14 protein-coding genes are annotated in these 16,749 nt (G+C 71.8%); 7 read left to right on the plus strand and 7 right to left on the minus strand.

All coding sequences use genetic code 11. The features are described 5' to 3' along the window. Positions 1-70 precede the first annotated feature (70 nt). Positions 71-748: a class F sortase gene (locus ACZ7M3_RS09990; RefSeq protein ID WP_472062081.1), complete on the plus strand. Its 678-nt coding sequence runs from the start codon at positions 71-73 to the stop codon at positions 746-748. A 19-nt stretch (positions 749-767) separates the two neighbouring features. On the opposite strand, the gene ACZ7M3_RS09995 is transcribed toward ACZ7M3_RS09990, so the two are convergent. The 3 genes from ACZ7M3_RS09995 to ACZ7M3_RS10005 form a co-directional block, all read right to left on the minus strand. Continuing rightward, entirely contained in the window at positions 768-1,517 is a 750-nt protein-coding gene (locus tag ACZ7M3_RS09995) for a polysaccharide deacetylase family protein (protein ID WP_355303143.1), read from the minus strand. Next, positions 1,514-2,989: an MGDG synthase family glycosyltransferase gene (locus ACZ7M3_RS10000; protein WP_472062083.1), complete on the minus strand. Its 1,476-nt coding sequence runs from the start codon at positions 2,987-2,989 to the stop codon at positions 1,514-1,516. The genes ACZ7M3_RS09995 and ACZ7M3_RS10000 overlap by 4 nt, the downstream gene beginning before the upstream one ends. A gap of 163 nt (positions 2,990-3,152) precedes the next feature. Then, the gene (locus ACZ7M3_RS10005; RefSeq protein ID WP_472062085.1) at positions 3,153-3,989 is read right to left on the minus strand and encodes an undecaprenyl-diphosphate phosphatase; all 837 of its coding nucleotides are present in this window, start codon (positions 3,987-3,989) and stop codon (positions 3,153-3,155) included. 141 nt (positions 3,990-4,130) lie between these two features. Here ACZ7M3_RS10005 and ACZ7M3_RS10010 point away from each other — a divergent pair, with 141 nt between their 5' ends. The 3 genes from ACZ7M3_RS10010 to ACZ7M3_RS10020 all read left to right on the plus strand — a co-directional run bounded on the left by ACZ7M3_RS10010 (position 4,131) and on the right by ACZ7M3_RS10020 (position 6,476). Further along, positions 4,131-4,544 carry a BlaI/MecI/CopY family transcriptional regulator gene (locus ACZ7M3_RS10010; protein ID WP_472062087.1) on the plus strand — a complete coding sequence of 138 codons (414 nt, stop codon included), beginning with the start codon at positions 4,131-4,133 and terminating at the stop codon, positions 4,542-4,544. A gap of 18 nt (positions 4,545-4,562) precedes the next feature. Continuing rightward, the gene (locus tag ACZ7M3_RS10015; RefSeq protein WP_472062089.1) at positions 4,563-5,561 is read left to right on the plus strand and encodes a M56 family metallopeptidase; all 999 of its coding nucleotides are present in this window, start codon (positions 4,563-4,565) and stop codon (positions 5,559-5,561) included. A 135-nt stretch (positions 5,562-5,696) separates the two neighbouring features. Beyond that, positions 5,697-6,476: a polysaccharide deacetylase family protein gene (locus ACZ7M3_RS10020; RefSeq protein WP_190169853.1), complete on the plus strand. Its 780-nt coding sequence runs from the start codon at positions 5,697-5,699 to the stop codon at positions 6,474-6,476. 95 nt (positions 6,477-6,571) lie between these two features. Here ACZ7M3_RS10020 and ACZ7M3_RS10025 read toward each other — a convergent pair whose 3' ends face one another. Beyond that, positions 6,572-7,258 (minus strand): formylglycine-generating enzyme family protein, encoded by a 687-nt coding sequence (locus ACZ7M3_RS10025; protein WP_472062091.1) that lies wholly within the window; start codon positions 7,256-7,258, stop codon positions 6,572-6,574. Positions 7,259-7,675: 417 nt separating this feature from the next. Here ACZ7M3_RS10025 and ACZ7M3_RS10030 point away from each other — a divergent pair, with 417 nt between their 5' ends. Next, complete coding sequence (locus ACZ7M3_RS10030; protein ID WP_472062093.1) at positions 7,676-8,239, plus strand: hypothetical protein; 564 nt, start codon at positions 7,676-7,678, stop codon at positions 8,237-8,239. A gap of 161 nt (positions 8,240-8,400) precedes the next feature. Next, positions 8,401-10,386 (plus strand): APC family permease, encoded by a 1,986-nt coding sequence (locus ACZ7M3_RS10035; protein ID WP_472062212.1) that lies wholly within the window; start codon positions 8,401-8,403, stop codon positions 10,384-10,386. 67 nt (positions 10,387-10,453) lie between these two features. Here the strand turns inward: ACZ7M3_RS10035 and ACZ7M3_RS10040 are convergent, their stop codons facing one another. Next, positions 10,454-12,085, minus strand: a complete 1,632-nt coding sequence (locus ACZ7M3_RS10040) for a hypothetical protein (protein ID WP_472062095.1) — start codon at positions 12,083-12,085, stop codon at positions 10,454-10,456. Positions 12,086-12,442: 357 nt separating this feature from the next. On the opposite strand from ACZ7M3_RS10040, the gene ACZ7M3_RS10045 reads away from it, so the two are divergent. Further along, on the plus strand, positions 12,443-14,410 hold the full coding sequence (locus tag ACZ7M3_RS10045) for an APC family permease (protein ID WP_452978455.1): 1,968 nt from the start codon (positions 12,443-12,445) through the stop codon (positions 14,408-14,410). Positions 14,411-14,500: 90 nt separating this feature from the next. Here ACZ7M3_RS10045 and ACZ7M3_RS10050 read toward each other — a convergent pair whose 3' ends face one another. Both ACZ7M3_RS10050 and ACZ7M3_RS10055 read right to left on the minus strand, forming a co-directional pair. Further along, positions 14,501-15,970, minus strand: a complete 1,470-nt coding sequence (locus tag ACZ7M3_RS10050; RefSeq protein WP_472062097.1) for a sensor histidine kinase — start codon at positions 15,968-15,970, stop codon at positions 14,501-14,503. Further along, the gene (locus ACZ7M3_RS10055; RefSeq protein ID WP_472062099.1) at positions 15,971-16,711 is read right to left on the minus strand and encodes a response regulator transcription factor; all 741 of its coding nucleotides are present in this window, start codon (positions 16,709-16,711) and stop codon (positions 15,971-15,973) included. It abuts the gene before it with no gap. Positions 16,712-16,749: the final 38 nt, after the last annotated feature.

A 16,749-nucleotide genomic window follows, 5' to 3' on the forward strand; every position in this document is an offset into this window, starting at 1 on the left:
CGTGCCGCGCCGGCTCCGCCGCCGTGGTCCAGCGAGTTGTCCCGTACGTGTTCCAGTGAGGTGGTGCCCGATGGCATCCCGGTTGTCCTCCCCTGTCGAGCCCCGGGCCGTGACGCCGCTCCAGGGCGCGCGGCCCGGCGTGCCGATGTTCGTGTGGTGCGTCGGAATCCTGGTCCTGGCGCTGAGCCTGTTCGGCGGCCATGGCAAGCCCTCCGACCCCTCCGACCCCTCGGCCAAGCCCCATGGCGCGGCGGCGCTCGCACCGTCGTCCCCGGCCCGGCCGCCGGGCAAGCATCTGCCGCGGTCCGAGCCGACGCGGCTGCTCATCCCGAAGATCGACGTGGATGCCCCGTTCAGCGAACTGACCGTCGACGCCGCGGGCAAGCTCCAGCCTCCGGTCGCCGACGACACGAACCTGGTCGGCTGGTACGCCAAGGGTGTGTCCCCCGGTGAGCCGGGCACCGCGATCATCGCCGGCCATGTCGACACGACCACCTCCGCGGCCGTCTTCGCCGACCTCAGGGAGCTGGAGAAGGGCGACCGGTTCACCGTGGACAGGGCCGACGGGCGCAAGGCCACCTTCGTGGTCGACAACGCCGACACATTCGCGAAGGACGACTTCCCCGACCAGCGTGTGTACGCCGACACCCGCGACGCCGAGGTCCGGCTGATCACCTGCGCCGGCGACTACGACCATTCGGCGAAGGACTACACCGAGAACCTGGTGGTCTTCGCCCACCTCGTCTGACCTCGCGGCCGGTGACGTGTCAGGGGCCCGGGACGCCGTGTTCGCGCAGCGGCCCGACGTGCCAGCCGTGCGTCTCGCAGGTGTCGAGGACGCGGGGCAGGGCGGCGAGGGTGGTGCGCCAGGAGTCCGGGGCCGAGGTGCAGTCGGAGTCGTGGAGCAGGATGGTGCCGCCGCCGGACAGATCGCGGGTGACGGTGCGGTGGACGGAGTCCGGGGTGGCCCGTTTGCGCCAGTCCTCGCCCCAGGCCGTCCACAGCGTCGGGGTCAGCCCGAGGCGGCGGCAGGTGAGGTGGGCGGCGGTGTTCATCACCCCGTACGGCGGCCGGAACAGCGTGGGCGGGCGGCCGGTGACCTCGGCGACGGCGTCGCGGGCCCGGGCGAGGTCGTCGTACGTGGCGCGCGGGCCGCGCAGCAGCAGGGGGCGGTGGTGCCAGCCGTGGATGCCGATCTCGTGCCCGGCGGCGGCCATCTCCTTGGCCAGGCCGGGCGAGCGGGCCAGCATCGAGCCCAGCAGGAAGAAGGTCGCCCGGATGCCCCGGGCGTCCAGCAGCCGCAGGAAGTGCGGGGTGGAGAGGTGGTCGGGCCCGTCGTCGAAGGTGAGCGCGACGTGGTCGGGGCGGCCGCGGCCGGCGAGGCGGGGCATGGCCCGGTTGCGCAGCGGGCCGAAGGTGGAGATCACCGGGGCGGCGTGCGCGGTGGCGAGCGCGGGCAGGGCGATCGCCCCGGCCCGCCGAACGGTACGGGCCAGCCGGCCCGGGCCTGACCTCATCGGTCGTCGTCCTCCAGGTAGTGGGTGAGCGCACCGAAGTGGTGGCCGGGGGACTCCCCGTAGGCGTAGGCGAGCGGGGCGCCGATACCGAGGGAGAGGGTGGCGGCGACGGCGGCGACCATGAGGACCGTACGGCGCCGCGCCTGCCGTGACCTGGCGGCGAACCGCGCGGCAACGGGGAGGCGCGGCGCCCCGACCGGCCGCCCGGGCCTCGCGGGCAGCCCGAACCGTGCGCCGGCCCGGGGGCCGGGAGTCCCGGCGCGGCCGTCGGCCGGGCGCCGCTGGGACGGAATCGTGGCCGTGGACAGGTCCGGCGTCCCGGCCGGTAGCGCGGTCGAGGAACTCTGACGGCCCGGGCGTACGGCGGACAGCGGGCCGCGGGCCATCGCCGTGACGGCCGGTACGGGACCGGGGGCCGCGGTGAACAGGGCCAGGCCCGCCTCGCGCTGCGCCCGGCCGCGCGGGCCATGGAGGAGTTCGGTCAGGGTCGGCGCCAACTGGTCCGGCTCGCGGATCCAGGGGGCGAGGCCCGCCTCGTCGAGCGCGGCGGCGTTGGTCTGGCCGTGCCCGGGTATGCAGCGGTAGCTGACGACCGGGAGTCCGCCCGCGAGCGCCTCCAGCGAGGTGAGCCCGCCCGCGTTCTGGACGAGGACGTCGCACGCGTGCATCAGGCCGGGCATGTCGTCCACCCAGCCGTGCACGTGGGAGATGCCGTCCGCGCGCAGCCGTTCGGCCAGCGCCTGATTGCGTCCGCACACCACGACCGGCAGCGCGACCGCGGTGCCGAGGATCTCCGCGGCGGCCTCCCGGACGGGCCCGACTCCCCACGAGCCCGCGACCAGCAGGGCGAGCGGTGTGTCCGGGGGAAGGCCGAAACGGGTGCGGGCGGCGCGCCGTTCGTCCTCGTCGGCGGGGGTGAAGCGCGGGTCGGTCATCGGGCCGGTCACGGTGACACCCGCCGCGCCCTGCTCGTGCGCCTGGGCGGCGGGTATCGCGTGGGCGGCGAGGTGGGCGTCGATGCCGGGCGCCACCCACAGGGAGTGGACGGAGAAGTCGGTGAGGTAGGTCAGGGCCGGTATCGCGAGCCGGCCGCGCAGCCGCAGGGCCCCGAGGACCTGGCTGGCTCCGGGATAGGTCGAGACGACCGCACGGGTGTCGGGGGCGACGGTGGCGAGGGTGCGGCGTTCGGCACCGCGCAGCAGGGCCCGTACGGCGGGGTTGGGGCGTCGTTCGTGCTCGGTGGCGGCGTAGATGCGCTGGTAGCCCGCGGGAGCCCAGGTCAACAGCCGGAGGTAGACGCCGGAGAGCAGCTTTCCGATGCGGGCGGGCAGCAGGTCGAGGAAGTCGTGGCGGTCGACGAGGAAGCCCGCCGCTGTGAGGTGGCGGGTGAGTTCGGTGGCGGCGCCGTCGTGCCCGGCCCCCATGCTCGCGGAGATGACGGTGATGCGGTGGGGACTGTCGGAGTGGGGCACAGCGGATCAGCCTCCAGAGTGGTGAGGGCATGACGGGGGACGTCACCGACTCGCCGGAACAAAGACGAAGGAAACAAACGCAGGGGGCCGAGGTCGCGGCCACCGGCGTCGGCGATGCGGGCCGACTCGGCGGTGAGGTGTTGAGCGCTCAGGCGTCGAACACTCAGGCGTTGAGCGCCCCCGCGCCCAGCAGCCCGAGAAGCAGCACGCCGACGACAATCCTGTAGATCACGAAGGCGTTGAAGGAGTGCTTGGCGACGAACTTCAGCAGCCAGGCGATCGACGCGTAGGCGACGACGAAGGAGACGGCGGTGCCGACGGCCAGCGGTACGGCGCCCACGCCCGCGCCGACGGCGTCCTTCAGCTCGTACAGACCGGCGCCGGTGAGGGCGGGAATGCCGAGGAAGAAGGAGAGCCGGGTGGCGGCGACCCGGTCCAGGTCCAGGATCAGCGCGGTCGACATCGTGGCGCCGGAGCGCGAGAAGCCCGGGAAGAGCAGCGCCAGGATCTGTGAACAGCCCACCAGTATCGCGTCCTTGAAGGTGGTGTCGTCCTCACCGCGCTTGTGGCGCCCCATCTGGTCCGCCGCCCACATCGCGCCACTGCCGACGATCAGCGAGACGGCGACCACCCACAGCGAGCCGAGCGCCCCGTCGATGAGCGGCTTGGCGGCGAGGCCCACGATCACGATGGGAATGGTGGCGTAGATGACCCACCACGCGAACTTGTAGTCGTGGTGCTGCCGTTCCTCGCGGTGGCGCAGCCCCCGGCCCCAGGCCGAGACGATCCGCACGATGTCCTTGAAGAAGTACACGAGCACGGCGGCGATCGCGCCGACCTGGATGACGGCGGTGAAGCCGACCACGGCCGTGTCGTCGACCGGGATGCTCATCAGCCCCTCGGTGATCTTGAGGTGGCCGGTGGAGGAGACGGGGAGGAACTCGGTCACGCCCTCGACGACTCCGAGTACGACGGCCTGGCCGACGCTGATAGCACTCATGGGATCCATCTCTGCGGTGAACGGGGCGAGCACGTGTCCCCCGGGGCACGGGCGCACGGCGACACATGGCAGACTCGGACCACGGCAGCATTTACACCGCCGTAGAAGCTCAAGTTTTACACGACTGTAGAAGATGGACGGGTGAACGACAAACCCATGGGCCGCGATTCACGCGATTCACAGGCTCGGGGCTCCAAGCGGGCCAACGGCGAGCGGGAGTCCGAGATCCTCGGCGTACTCCAGCGGGCCGAGGCCGCGCTCACCCCGGGCGAGGTCGCCGAACGGCTCGGGGGCGAGCTGACGTACAGCAGCGTGGTCACGATCCTCACCCGGATGCACACCAAGCAGCTGCTCACCCGCACCCGGCGCGGACGGGCGTACGCCTACGCGCCCGTGACCGACGACCCCGGGTTCGCCGCCCGCCGGATGCGCACCGTGCTCGAGGAACGCCCCGACCGCGAGGCGGTGCTCGCCCGCTTCGCCGACAGCCTGTCCGACACCGACGCGGACCTGCTGCGCCACCTGCTGGGACCCGACGCGGACCCCGACCGGTAGGACAAGGAGCCCGCCCGGATGCGTATCGCCGTTTATCTGCCGCTGCTGCTGTCCGTGATCGCGCCTCTCGGCGCCCGCCCGCTCTCCGAACGCTGCGAACCACGCCTTGCCACCTGGCTGCTCACCGCCTCCGCGCTGATCCTGGGCGTGGCGACCACCGTCTCGCTGGGCCTCCTGGCGATCACCGGTCTGATAGGCGTCCCGTTCCTCGCCGACCTCGGCCACTGGTCGGCCCGCACCGCGCAGATCAACGACCCCGCCGAACCGCCGGTCGCGCTCCTCGCCGGCCTCCTGCTCGGCGGCGCACTGCTGACCGTGGCGCGGATGCTGTGGCGCCGGGGCCGCTCCATCGCCTCCGCCATCTGGGACGCCGCGTGCATGCCCACGCCGGACGGGCTCGTCATCGTCGAGGACGAGGCTCCGGACGCGTACGCGCTGCCGGGGCTGCCGGGGCGGGTCGTCGTCTCCACCGGCATGCTGCGCACCCTGGACAAGGCCGAGCACGACATCCTGCTCGCCCACGAGCGCGCCCATCTCGCCGCCCACCACTATCTGTTCGTGGCCCTGGCCGGCCTGGGCGCCGCCGCCAACCCCCTCCTGCGGCCCTTCGCCACCGCCGTCACCTACACCGTGGAACGCTGGGCCGACGAACAGGCCGCCCGCGCCACCGGCGACCGGCGCCGGGTCGCCCGCGCGGTCGGCAAGGCGGCCCTGGCCGCCCACGGCGCCCCCGCACCCCGCCTCTCCACCCTCGGCTTCCGCGGCGTCCTCGGCCGGCGGGGACCGCTCGCCGGCGCGGGCCCGGTCCCCCGCCGGGTCGCCGCCCTCCTCGCCCCGCCGCCGGCCCGCCGCCCGGGCCTCGCCCTCGCCACCGCGGCGTGCCTCGCCCTCACGGTCATGTCGACCGCCGCGGCCGCCCATGACCTGGACGCCCTACTGGACGTGGTCGGCGTCGAGCACCAGCACGGCCCGCATCACCCTGGTATGGAGCGGCCGGACGCGCACGGCATGGGCTGACCCAGGGCCTCACACAGGGCAACCAGGAAAACTCCCGCACGAAGGAACCTGAGGGCCGAAAAAGCCATCACTAAGCAACGTCGGCAATCACCGATGGCCGGCGTCCGCAATCACCAGATCCGTGAAAAGGTCCCCATGCCGCGGTACGCGCGAATACGACGGCCACGCATACTCATCGCCCTCGCGGCAACCGTGACCGTCGTCCTGGCCGTCGCGCTGACCCTGGCCCTGACGGTCACGACGTACGACCACACGTCCCCGCGCGCCGCCCGGGGCAAGGCATCGGGATCGGTGACCGGGAACGTCGACTGCCGCAAGGCGAAGTGCGTGGCCCTCACCTTCGACGGCGGCCCCAGCCTGACGACCCCCAAGCTGCTGGACATCCTGAAGCAGGATGATCTGCACGCGACGTTCTTCGTGCAGGGCAAGGGCCACATCGCGAAGTACCCCGAGATCCTGCGTCGCATCTCGGACGAGGGGCACGAAATCGGCAATCACACGTGGTATCACGAGGTTTTGACGGATATCAACACGGACGACGCCCGTCAGGAGCTGACCCGGACGCAGGACGCCATCGAGAAGATCACTGGCACCAGGCCCATCCTGATGCGTCCGCCGGAGGGCCGCACCAACCGCAAGGTGGCCAAGATCTGCCGGGACCTGGGGCTGGCGCAGGTGCTGTGGAGCGTCACGGCCAAGGACTACGAGACGACCGACTCGGCCCTGATCACCAAGCGGGTGCTCGACCAGACCCACCGCGACGGCATCATCCTGCTGCACGACCTGCACAAGGGGACCGTTCCCGCCGTCCCGGGAATCATCAAGGCGCTCAAACAGCGCGGCTACACCATCGTCACGGTGTCGCAGCTGCTCGCCCCCGCCAAGCCCCAGCCGGGGATGGTCTACCGGCCCTGAACAACCGAAACCGGTCGAGCCTTCTCTCGCCGGGTCGGAGCCGCGTTCGGGCCCGTCGGGGCACAACCGCGACGCTCCGAACGAAGGGCTCCGATCTAGCCGCCGAGGGAACGCGCCACGCGGAAGCCCACGTCGTCGACCTGGAAGGTCGGGTGGCTGCGGCGGCGCGCGGAGGCCCGGCAGCTCCAGTGCTCGTCGAACCAGCCACCACCGCGCAGGACCCGGTAGGCGCCGTAGACCTCGGGGTCGTAGAGGTCCCAGCACCAGTCCCAGACGTTGCCCAGCATGTCGTACAGGCCCCACGCGTTGGGCCGCTTGCCGCCCACGTCGTGGACGCGTTCGACCGAGTTGCCGCGGTACCAGGCGATCTCGTCGAGCGGCCCGTAGCGCGGTCCGCTCGTCCCGGCACGACAGGCGTGCTCCCACTCGGCTTCGGTCGGCAGCCGGTACCCGTCGGCGGACGCATCCCACTCAATGTCTTCGCCCTTGACGCCTTCGCTGTCGGCAGGCAGGTGGTAGGCGGGCGCCAACCCCTCACGCCCGGACAGGGCATTGCAGAATCGGACCGCGTCCCACCAGGAAACACACACGACGGGCAGCCGGTCCCCCTCGGCAGCGGTGGCCCGACCCGTCACCTCCCCGTACAACGCCCGGGTGACCGGGAACACGGCAAGCTCGTAGGGGGCGAGCTCGACCGACCAACTGCGCCGCGTACGCCGGTCCGACAGCGTGACCCGTCCCGGCGGTACGGAGGTCATTTCGACGCACGCCTTGAAGTCCATGATCGGCAATGCTACGGAGGCCCACGGCTCATCGGCCCGGCATCGACAGGTCGAACCACACCGCCTTGCCCTTCGGGTGCGCCGGTGCGTCGTACGGGACGGCCGGGGCGGCGTGCCCAGCACCCGCCCGTGAAGGCATCCACCGGATACAGCCCGCGCCCGCCCTTCTCCCGTCCCTCGGGCGTCGATTCTCCACCTCCGCGAAAGCGACCCTCTTCGCCCGCCACGGCCAGACCCTGTGCCTCCCGGCCCGCACCTTCGCGGAGCCGGTGCTCGGGCGATGGGCCGCGGGAGGCCGGGCCGCCCGGCCCGCGTAGCGGCAGGCCGACGCTTCTTGTCGCATCCTTGACGCCCAAGTCATCAGAGACGCGTCAAGGCATGCTGCCTCGGGCCTCCCCGGTCTCTACCGTCGGTCGTATGGAACGCCGCAACCGCCGCAGCGACACGCGTACCGCGGTCGCCGCAACCGCCCCACCCTCGGCGGAAGTCGCGCGCGACCGCCTCTGGGCCCAGGACGTACGCAGTTCGATCCGCTGCGCGGCCGTGCTGCTCGCCCTTCTCCTCCTCATCGACTGGGGAGTCGGCACCCTCTCCGCGCCGCGCGCCACCTTGTGGGCCGCGCTCGCGGTGCTGCTGTTCGTCGTGCTGTACCCCACCCGGGTCTCCGCGGGCGAGGGCTGGCTGGTGGCGCGCGGGCTGCTGCGCACGCGGCTGGTGCGCACCGACCACCTGGTGTCGGTGCGCTGCCTGGACGGAGTCGGCCAGCGGCTCGTGCTGCGGGACACGTTCGGCGCGCGCGTCGAGATCGACCCCCGGGTCCTGGTCGCCAATCCGCCGCTGTGGCGCCGTCTCGACGAGGACGCACGCCTGTCCGCCCTGCGCTCCACGCTCTCGTGCGGACAGACCGCGCTGCACCGCGTCTCGGAGCGGATCGACCGCGAGACGGCACTGACGGTCTTCAAGGTGTCGGGGCTGGAGTGAGCGAGCGGTCGTGCGGAGGGGGACCTGTGCCCACCCTCGCCGACATGGTGAGGAGCGGCCCGGAGTGAGTGTCGGGCCCCTTCCCGGCCCCTCCCCCGGCTTACCCTCCGCCCGTGTTCAACGTCACGGGGATCCTCAAGCGGCTGGTGATCGGCCGGGCCATGCGCAGCGAAGAGCTGCACGAGACGCTGCTGCCCAAGCGGCTCGCCCTGCCGATCTTCGCCTCGGACCCGCTGTCCTCGGTGGCGTACGCCACTCAGGAGATCCTGCTGGTCCTCACCCTGGGCGGCCTTGCCTACCTGCACTTCACCCCGTGGATCGCGGCCGCGGTCGTGGCCCTGATGACGGTCGTGGTGCTGTCGTACCGCCAGGTGGTGCACGCCTACCCGAGCGGCGGCGGCTCGTACGAGGTGGTGTCGACGAACCTCGGCCCGACCGCCGGACTGGTCGTCGCCGCCTCGCTCCTCGTCGACTACGTCATGACGGTGGCCGTCTCGGTCGCCTCCGGCGTCGACAACATCATCTCCGCCGTCCCACGCCTCGCCGACCACCGCGTTCTGATGGCGATCGGCTTCGTGGCGGTCCTGACGGCGATGAACCTGCGGGGCGTCCGGGAGTCGGGACGCGCCTTCGCCGCACCGACGTACCTGTTCATCAGCGGTGTGCTCGTCATGGTGGTCACGGGCCTGATCCGCTACGCCCTCGGGGACGCGCCGGTCGCCGAGAGCGCCGGGTACGGCGTCGCGCCGGACCCCTCGGACGCGCACCTGACGGGTCTCGCCCTGCTGATGCTGGTGCTGCGCGCGTTCTCCTCCGGCTGTACGGCGCTGACCGGGGTGGAGGCCATCTCCAACGGCGTACCGGCCTTCCGCAAGCCCAAGTCGAGGAACGCGGCCGAGACACTGACCGCGATGGGCGCCCTCGCGATCGTCATGTTCGTGGGCGTCACCGCGCTGGCGCTGATCACCAAGGTGCACATCACGGACGACGCGTGCCGGCTGACGGGACTCACCGGCGACTGCGCCGCGTACACCCAGCGCACGGTGATCGCGCAGATCGCGGCGGCGGTCTTCGGCGGCGAGCACAGCGTCGGCTTCTACGTCATCCAGGCGGCGACCGCGCTGGTCCTGATCCTGGCGGCGAACACGGCCTTCAACGGCTTCCCCCTGCTCGCGTCCATCCTGGCCCAACACCGTTACCTTCCACACCAGTTGCACAACCGGGGCGACCGGCTCGCGTTCTCCAACGGCATCCTGGCGCTCGCGATCGTCGCGGCTCTGCTGCTCTGGGGCTTCAAGGCGAATGTCACCAACCTCATCCACCTCTACATCCTGGGCGTGTTCACCGCCTTCACGCTCTCCCAGCTGGGCATGGTCCGGCACTGGAACGGCGAGCTGCGCGTCGAACGCGACCCGCAACTGCGGCGCCGCCGGCACACGGCCCGTGTGATCAACGCACTCGGATCGGTCGTCACCGGCCTGGTGCTGGTGATCGTGCTGGCCACCAAGTTCACGGAGGGCGCGTGGCTCGCGGTACTCGCGGCGATCGTGCTGTGGGTGATGATGCGCGGCATCCGGCGCCACTACGACGCCACGTCGGCGGAACTGGCGGTGGCCGACCCGAAGGGCGAACTCACCCTTCCTTCCCGCGTGTTGGGGATCGTACTGGTCTCCACCCTGCACAAGCCGACCCTCCGTGCCCTCGCCTACGCGCGCGCCTTCCGCCCCGACCGGCTGGAGGCCCTGACGGTCTCCGTCGACCGTGCCGAGGCGGCGGCGCTGCTCAGGCGCTGGGAGGAGTACGGCATCGACGTCCCGCTGAAGATCATCGACTCGCCGTACCGCGAGGTGACCCGGCCTGTCGTGGAGTACGTCCGCTCGATCCGCCGCGAGAGCCCGCGGGACATCGTCGCCGTCTTCATCCCCGAGTACGTCGTCGGACACTGGTGGGAGAACCTCCTGCACAACCAGTCGGCGCTGTGGCTGAAGAACCGGCTCCTGTTCACCCCGGGGGTCATGGTCACGAGCGTGCCGTGGCAGCTGACGTCCTCGGCCCACGCCGACCGGCCCGCGGCCAGGGCTCCGGGGTCCTTCCGGCGGGGGGAACCGCAGGGGCCGACGCCCCGGGCGGGCACCCGGCACCGGTGACGCGCCCGCGACGGACCCCGGCTCGGCGGAACCCGGTTCGGCGCACCCCCGCTCAGCAAGCCCCGGTTCAGCGGAACTCGGCGAGCCTCGGTCGCAGCCCCAGCAGGATCAGCGCACCCGCGCCGAGCAGCAGACCGCACGTCCACGGGAGCAGTCCGGTGGCCTCGAAGCGGCCCGCGCGGACCGCCGCCGTGAAGTGCCGCCGGTTGATGTCCGTCACCTGGTCCAGCGCCCTCATCCAAGCCCCGAAGTGGGCGTTGGACGTGCCCGGCTCCCAGCCCATGCAGAACGCGACGGCCTCGCGCTCCTTGCCCTGCGCGACCATGGCCCGGATCCTCCGGTCGTCGCGCTGGTAGACGGCGTACGCGTCCACCGTCCGCTCCGCCGCGGCCCGTTCGCCGGGGAAGGTGAGGTTGGCGAGCTCACGCGCGAACTCGCCGCCGAAGTCGAGGGTGTGGTGGTCGGCGCGGTACTCCTTCCAGGTCGTGGTGAGCCCGAAGTCGTACGAGTTGAGACCCGCGCCCTTCATCCCGTACAGCTGCTGCGACTTGGCGAGGAACGCCTGCGCGTACTGTTCGCGGCGCTCGGGGTCCAGCAGGTAGCGGCTCTCGTCGGCGTTCGCGTCGTAGGCGATCGCACGGGCACGGGAGAGGGCGACGACGGAGTCGAAGGCGTCGCGGCGGGCGCCGTACAGCCGGTCGGCGGAGGCGGCGAGCGCCTGGCCGCCGAGGAGCACGGCGAGCAGCGCGCAGACGGTGGCGGCCAGCACGCCGGGGTTGAGGATCCGGTGGAAGCGGCGGGCCAGGTACCACTGGAGGACACCGAGGGCGGCGAGCAGCAGCGCGCCGAGCACGAGGACGGCGGCGAGCTGGGCCGAGAGGACCGAACGGGCCTGGTCGTACTGCCGGTCGAAGGCGCTGTCGTTGGAGTCCACCAGTTTCCTCGCGCTCGGCAGGAGCTGGGCCTGGAGGAGATCGGTGGCCTCGCGGTAGTCGACGAGGGCGGCCGGTCCCCCGCCGGCGCGGTCGTCGTTCTCCAGCGCGCGGCCGATCAGCTCCTGGTATGCGGCGAAGTCGTCGGTGAGCGACTCGACGGTGTGCTCGTCGGCGGCGTCGCCCTGGGCGGCGACGGCGAGGGTGCGCAGGTCGTGGCCGATCGCGCGGCGCGCGTCCCCGTAGAAGCCGACCGCCTTCTCGTACGGCGTCGCCAGGCGTCCCTTGCCCCCGTCGCCGCCGGCCAGCAGGAGGTTGGCGGCCTGCGCGTCCATGTCGTTGAGGGCGAGGTTCAGGTCGGCGGCGCTGGTGGTGCGGGGTGCGTCGCGGCCCGCGACCGTGTCCCAGGTGCCGTTGGCGGCGAGTCCGGCCAGGCCCAGCAGCAGGGCGAGGGCGACGGTCAGCAGGAGGGTGACGGTCCGCAGCAGCCGCAGTCGCGCGGGCAGCGTCGCCCAGAAACGGCGGTGCAGGGCGGTGGCGGCTCTTCGGGGTACGAGGCGGAGAGGGAGCCTCGGACTTCGGGGCCGCCCGGCGCGTCGGGGGCGTCTCGATCGCGGCCCTCCGCGCCTGGGCCGAGGCCGGCGCCCACCCCCGGAGGGGGCGCTCGCCACGCGCGGTGGCGCTCCGACGGTGCCGGCTCGCGCCGGACCGTGCGTGGTCGCGGCTCGCGCCGCGGGACTGTGCGTGGTACCGGCCGTGACAGCCACGAGCCCCTCCATCGGCACGCCACGGACGCTCGTCCGTGTCCCCCGTGCCGTGCACAGTCTGCGACCGCTTCACGTCACACATATCGAACCTTGATGGGCCCCTGATGTCGCACCGGACGACTTTGACGCGGCCTTGACGCCTTCGGCCGACCACGTGTGCGAAAAGCACGGCATTCTCGTCGTCGGGGGGCGGACCGGAGCGCCGGACCGCGGTGCCGCACCGGGGGCTGCCACCCCCGCGACCGCACCGCCGTCCCCCGTTCGCCGTAATGTCCGCCCGCCCTGCCGTTCCCTCTCCCAGTGACCACAATCGGATCACATGGGCACGACGCCGGGCAGCACGTCAGGAGCACCCCGATGGCCACCACCGACCACGCTCGTACCAGAGGTACGACGGGTACGAGCCGGCTGCGCGCGTGGATGCTCGAGGGACTGTCCGACATGGGCAAGACTCCACAGAGCTCGCACACCCTGCCGGAGCCCGTGCACCAGGGGCAGCGCTGGTGGCGGGTGATGTGCCTGACCGGCGTCGACTACTTCTCGACACTGGGCTACCAGCCCGGCATCGCGGCCCTGGCCGCCGGACTCCTCTCGCCCATCGCCACCATCGTGCTCGTCATCGTCACCCTGGCGGGCGCACTGCCCGTCTACCGGCGGGTGGCCGAGGAGAGCCCGCGCGGCGAGGGCTCGATCGCGATGCTGGAGCGGCTGCTGTCGTTCTGGAAGGGCAAGCTGTTCGTCCTGACCCTGTTGGGCTTCGCCGCCACCGACTTCCTGATCACCATCACCCTGTCGGCGGCCGACGCCTCCACCCACCTGGTCGAGAACCCCCATCTCACCAGCACGCTGCACGACCAGCAGATGCTGATCACGCTCATCCTGGTGGCCCTGCTCGGCGCGGTGTTCCTCAAGGGCTTCCTGGAGGCGATCGGCGTCGCCGTCGTCCTGGTGGGGATCTATCTCGCGCTCAACGTCGTGGTCGTGGTCGTGGGCCTGTGGCACGTGGCGACGGCCGAGCATGTGATCACCGACTGGACCAGCGCCCTGACCACCCAGCACGGAAACGTTTTCGCAATGGTCGGGGTCGCCCTCCTGGTCTTCCCCAAACTGGCCCTCGGCCTCTCCGGCTTCGAGACCGGCGTCGCCGTCATGCCGCACGTCCAGGGCGACGCCACCGACACCGACGAGAAGCCGGCCGGCCGCATCCGGGACACCAAGAAGCTGCTGACCACCGCCGCCGTGATCATGAGCGTCTTCCTCATCTTCACCAGCTTCATCACCACGCTCCTCATCCCGGAGCAGGAGTTCAAGTCCGGCGGCCAGGCCAACGGCCGCGCCCTCGCCTATCTCGCGCACGAATACCTCGGCGGTGCCTTCGGCACGGTCTACGACGTGTCGACCATCGCCATCCTGTGGTTCGCGGGCGCCTCCGCCATGGCCGGACTGCTCAACCTCATGCCCCGCTACCTCCCCCGCTACGGCATGGCCCCGCACTGGGCACGCGCCGTCCGCCCCATGGTGATCGTCTTCACCCTGGTCGCGTTCCTGGTCACCTGGATCTTCAACGCCGACGTCGACGCGCAGGGTGGCGCCTACGCCACCGGTGTCCTCGTCCTCATCAGCTCCGCCGCGATCGCCGTGACCATCGCCGCGCGCAAGGCCGGCCAGCGCAACTGGACCATCGCCTTCGCCGTCATCTCCGCGGTCTTCCTCTACACGACCGTCGTCAACGTCATCGAACGCCCCGACGGCGTCAAGATCGGCGCCTGCTTCATCGCCGGCATCATCCTCGTCTCGCTGCTCTCCCGGCTGGCCCGCGCCTTCGAACTGCGGGTGACCAGCGTGAGCCTGGACGACATGGCGGACCGGTTCGTACGCGACATAGCCAGCCGCCGGATCCGGTTCATCGCCAACGAACCCGACAACCGCGACAAGGCCGAGTACCGCGAGAAGATCGAGCAGATCCGCGCCGACAACGACCTCCCGGCCCAGGAGGACTTCGTCTTCGTCGAGGTCACCGTCCTGGACCCCTCGGAGTTCGAGGCGGGCCTGACCGTACGCGGTGAGGTGCTCCACGGCCGCTACCGCGTCCTGACCCTGGAGTCCTCCTCCATCCCCAACGCCCTGGCCGCCCTGCTCCTGTACGTCCGCGACCGCACCGGCTGCACCCCGCACATCTACTTCGAGTGGACCGAGGGCGACCCCTTCACCAACTTCCTGCGCTTCTTCCTCTTCGGCCAGGGCGAGGTCGCCCCCGTCACCCGGGAGGTCCTGCGCGAGGCCGAACCCGACCGCTCCCGCCGACCGCGCGTACACGTCGGCTGAGCGCTCCGCTGAAAGCGCGGTACGCCACCTGCGGATCCGTCGTGGCTGGTCGCGCGGTTCCCCGCGCCCCTTCAGGGCGCTGTCCGCCCGTCAGTCCTCCTCCGTCGGGTAGTCCGCGCTCACCGTGAAGCCGATGACCGCGCCTCCCCCCTCCCGCCGGAAGGCGAACGGCGCTCCGCCGTGGCCGGTGGCCACCTCACGGACGATGGACAGACCGAGCCCGGAACCGGGCAGGCTGCGGGCGTCGGCGGCGCGGTAGAAACGGTCGAAGACCCGGAGGAGATCGCCCTCGACCACGCCCGGACCCCGGTCGAGGACCTCGATCCGGACGCTGCCGTGAAGACCACCGCCCACCCCGACGCCGGGGCGCACCGGACCGGTGACCGCGATCTCGATCGGCGCCTTGCCCTCGCGGTCGAATTTGGCCGCGTTCTCCACCAGGTTGGATATCGCCCGCTGGAGCGCCGTGGGACGACCGTCGACCGTTGTGTCACCGCCCACCCGGACGAGGATGTCCCGCCCGGTGCGGCGCCGCGAGGCGATCGCCACGTCCTCCGCGAGATCGGCCAGGTCGATCCGCTGCACGGGCTCGGTGTCGGACCGCCCGGCCGCGAGCGCCACCAGCTCGTTGACGAGGTCGGTCAGCTCACGGGACTCCTGCGCCAGGTCGGCGACCAGTTCCTCACGGGCGTCGGGCGGCAGCTCGTCGATGCGGCGCAGCATGGAGATGTTCGTACGCAGCGAGGTCAGCGGCGTACGGAGTTCATGGCCCGCGTCCTGGACCAGCCGACGCTGGTCCTCCTCGGACTGCGCGAGCCGGCCGAGCATCCGGTCGAAGGAGCGGCCGAGGCGGGCCACCTCGTCGTATCCCGCCACCGGCACCTGGATGCCGAGCCGCCCGGTGCGCGCCACGTCCTCCGCGGCCCCGGCCAGCCGCACCAGCCGCCGGGTGATGCGCCGGGCCAGCCACCAGCCGAACAGCCCCGACGCGATCACCACGGCCCCCACAAGGAGCACGGTCCGCTGCTGCAGCTCCTGCAGCAGATCCTCCGTGTCGCTGAACTGCTGGGCCACCTGCACCGCGCCCCGCCCACCACCGAGCGCGACGGTCGCCACCCGGTAGCGGTCGCCGGCGACGTCGACCTCCCCGTGCTCCACCCACTGGCCCGCGGTGGCGGACGCGGCTGTCCTCCGGTCGGCGGCGGTCACGGGCAGCGCGGGGTTCCCGCGGTCGGATATCACCCCACCGCGCCCGAGCACCTGCACATCCGTACGGGCGGGCCGGATGATGTCGTCCAGGGGCCCGTCGTGATCAGGGTCGGACGACGAGAAATCACCCGGGTCCAACGCCGTCTCACGCACCTGGACCCGCAGGTCCTGCACGACCCCGGAGAAGACGGTCTGCTGGTCCACCCGCACCAGCCGGGCGGCGGCGTCGTAACTCAGGAACCCGACGAGGACGGTGACCGCGGCGGCCACGGCGGCGAAGGACAGGGTGAAGGTGGCCCGCAGGGAGGACACCCGCCGGGGCCGCAGCCCCGTGAGCCACCGGGGGGGCACTCAGTCCTCCCTCAGCACATACCCCACGCCCCGGACGGTGTGGATCAGCGCCGGTGCCCCCGGTTCGTCGAGCTTGCGCCGCAGATATCCCACGTACACGGCGAGGTTCTTGGAGCCGGGACCGAAGTCGTAGCCCCAGATGCGGTCGTAGATCGTGGCGTGGTCGAGGACGATGCCCGCGTTGCGGACGAGCAGTTCGAGCAGCTCGAACTCGGTGCGGGTGAGCTCCAGCTCGCGCTGTCCGCGCCAGGCGCGGCGCGCCTGGATGTCCATGCGCAGCCCTGCCGCGGAGATCTGCCCCGACGCCTCCTTCGACGCGGACGCGGACACCGACGGCGACGACGCCAGTACGTCGGCGGGGGTGCCGTTCACCGGAACGGTCCGGCGGAGCAGGGCCCGCAGCCGGGCGAAGACCTCCTCCACGTCGAACGGCTTGACCACGTAGTCGTCGGCCCCGGCGTCCAGGCCCGCGATGCGGTCGGCCGTCTCGACCAGTGCGGTGAGCATCAGGATCGGCGTACGGTCGCCCTCCGCGCGCAGCACGCGGCACACCTGCAGCCCGTCGATACCGGGCATCATCACGTCCAGCACGAGGACGTCCGGTGGCGTGCGGTGGGCCTGGGCCAGCGCCTCCACGCCGTCGGCGACGGCCGTCACCGCGTAGCCCTCCAGCGTCAATGCCCTTTCCAGGGCATGGCGGATGGCACGGTCGTCCTCGGCGAGCAGCACATTCTGGGGCACCCCACCAGTCTGCCAAGCCGCCGGCCGGGTACCACCTG

Source organism: Streptomyces sp. NPDC111656, assembly GCF_055656965.1.

Bases quoted from the DNA above. Each gene is read 5' to 3' on its own strand.
- ACZ7M3_RS09990 (WP_472062081.1), top strand. From the start codon at position 71: ATGGCATCCCGGTTGTCCTCCCCTGTCGAGCCCCGGGCCGTGACGCCG.
- ACZ7M3_RS09995 (WP_355303143.1), bottom strand. From the start codon at position 1,517: ATGAGGTCAGGCCCGGGCCGGCTGGCCCGTACCGTTCGGCGGGCCGGG.
- ACZ7M3_RS10005 (WP_472062085.1), bottom strand. From the start codon at position 3,989: ATGAGTGCTATCAGCGTCGGCCAGGCCGTCGTACTCGGAGTCGTCGAG.
- ACZ7M3_RS10015 (WP_472062089.1), top strand. From the start codon at position 4,563: ATGCGTATCGCCGTTTATCTGCCGCTGCTGCTGTCCGTGATCGCGCCT.
- ACZ7M3_RS10020 (WP_190169853.1), top strand. From the start codon at position 5,697: ATGCCGCGGTACGCGCGAATACGACGGCCACGCATACTCATCGCCCTC.
- ACZ7M3_RS10025 (WP_472062091.1), bottom strand. From the start codon at position 7,258: ATGGACTTCAAGGCGTGCGTCGAAATGACCTCCGTACCGCCGGGACGG.
- ACZ7M3_RS10030 (WP_472062093.1), top strand. From the start codon at position 7,676: ATGGAACGCCGCAACCGCCGCAGCGACACGCGTACCGCGGTCGCCGCA.
- ACZ7M3_RS10035 (WP_472062212.1), top strand. From the start codon at position 8,401: ATGCGCAGCGAAGAGCTGCACGAGACGCTGCTGCCCAAGCGGCTCGCC.
- ACZ7M3_RS10045 (WP_452978455.1), top strand. From the start codon at position 12,443: ATGGCCACCACCGACCACGCTCGTACCAGAGGTACGACGGGTACGAGC.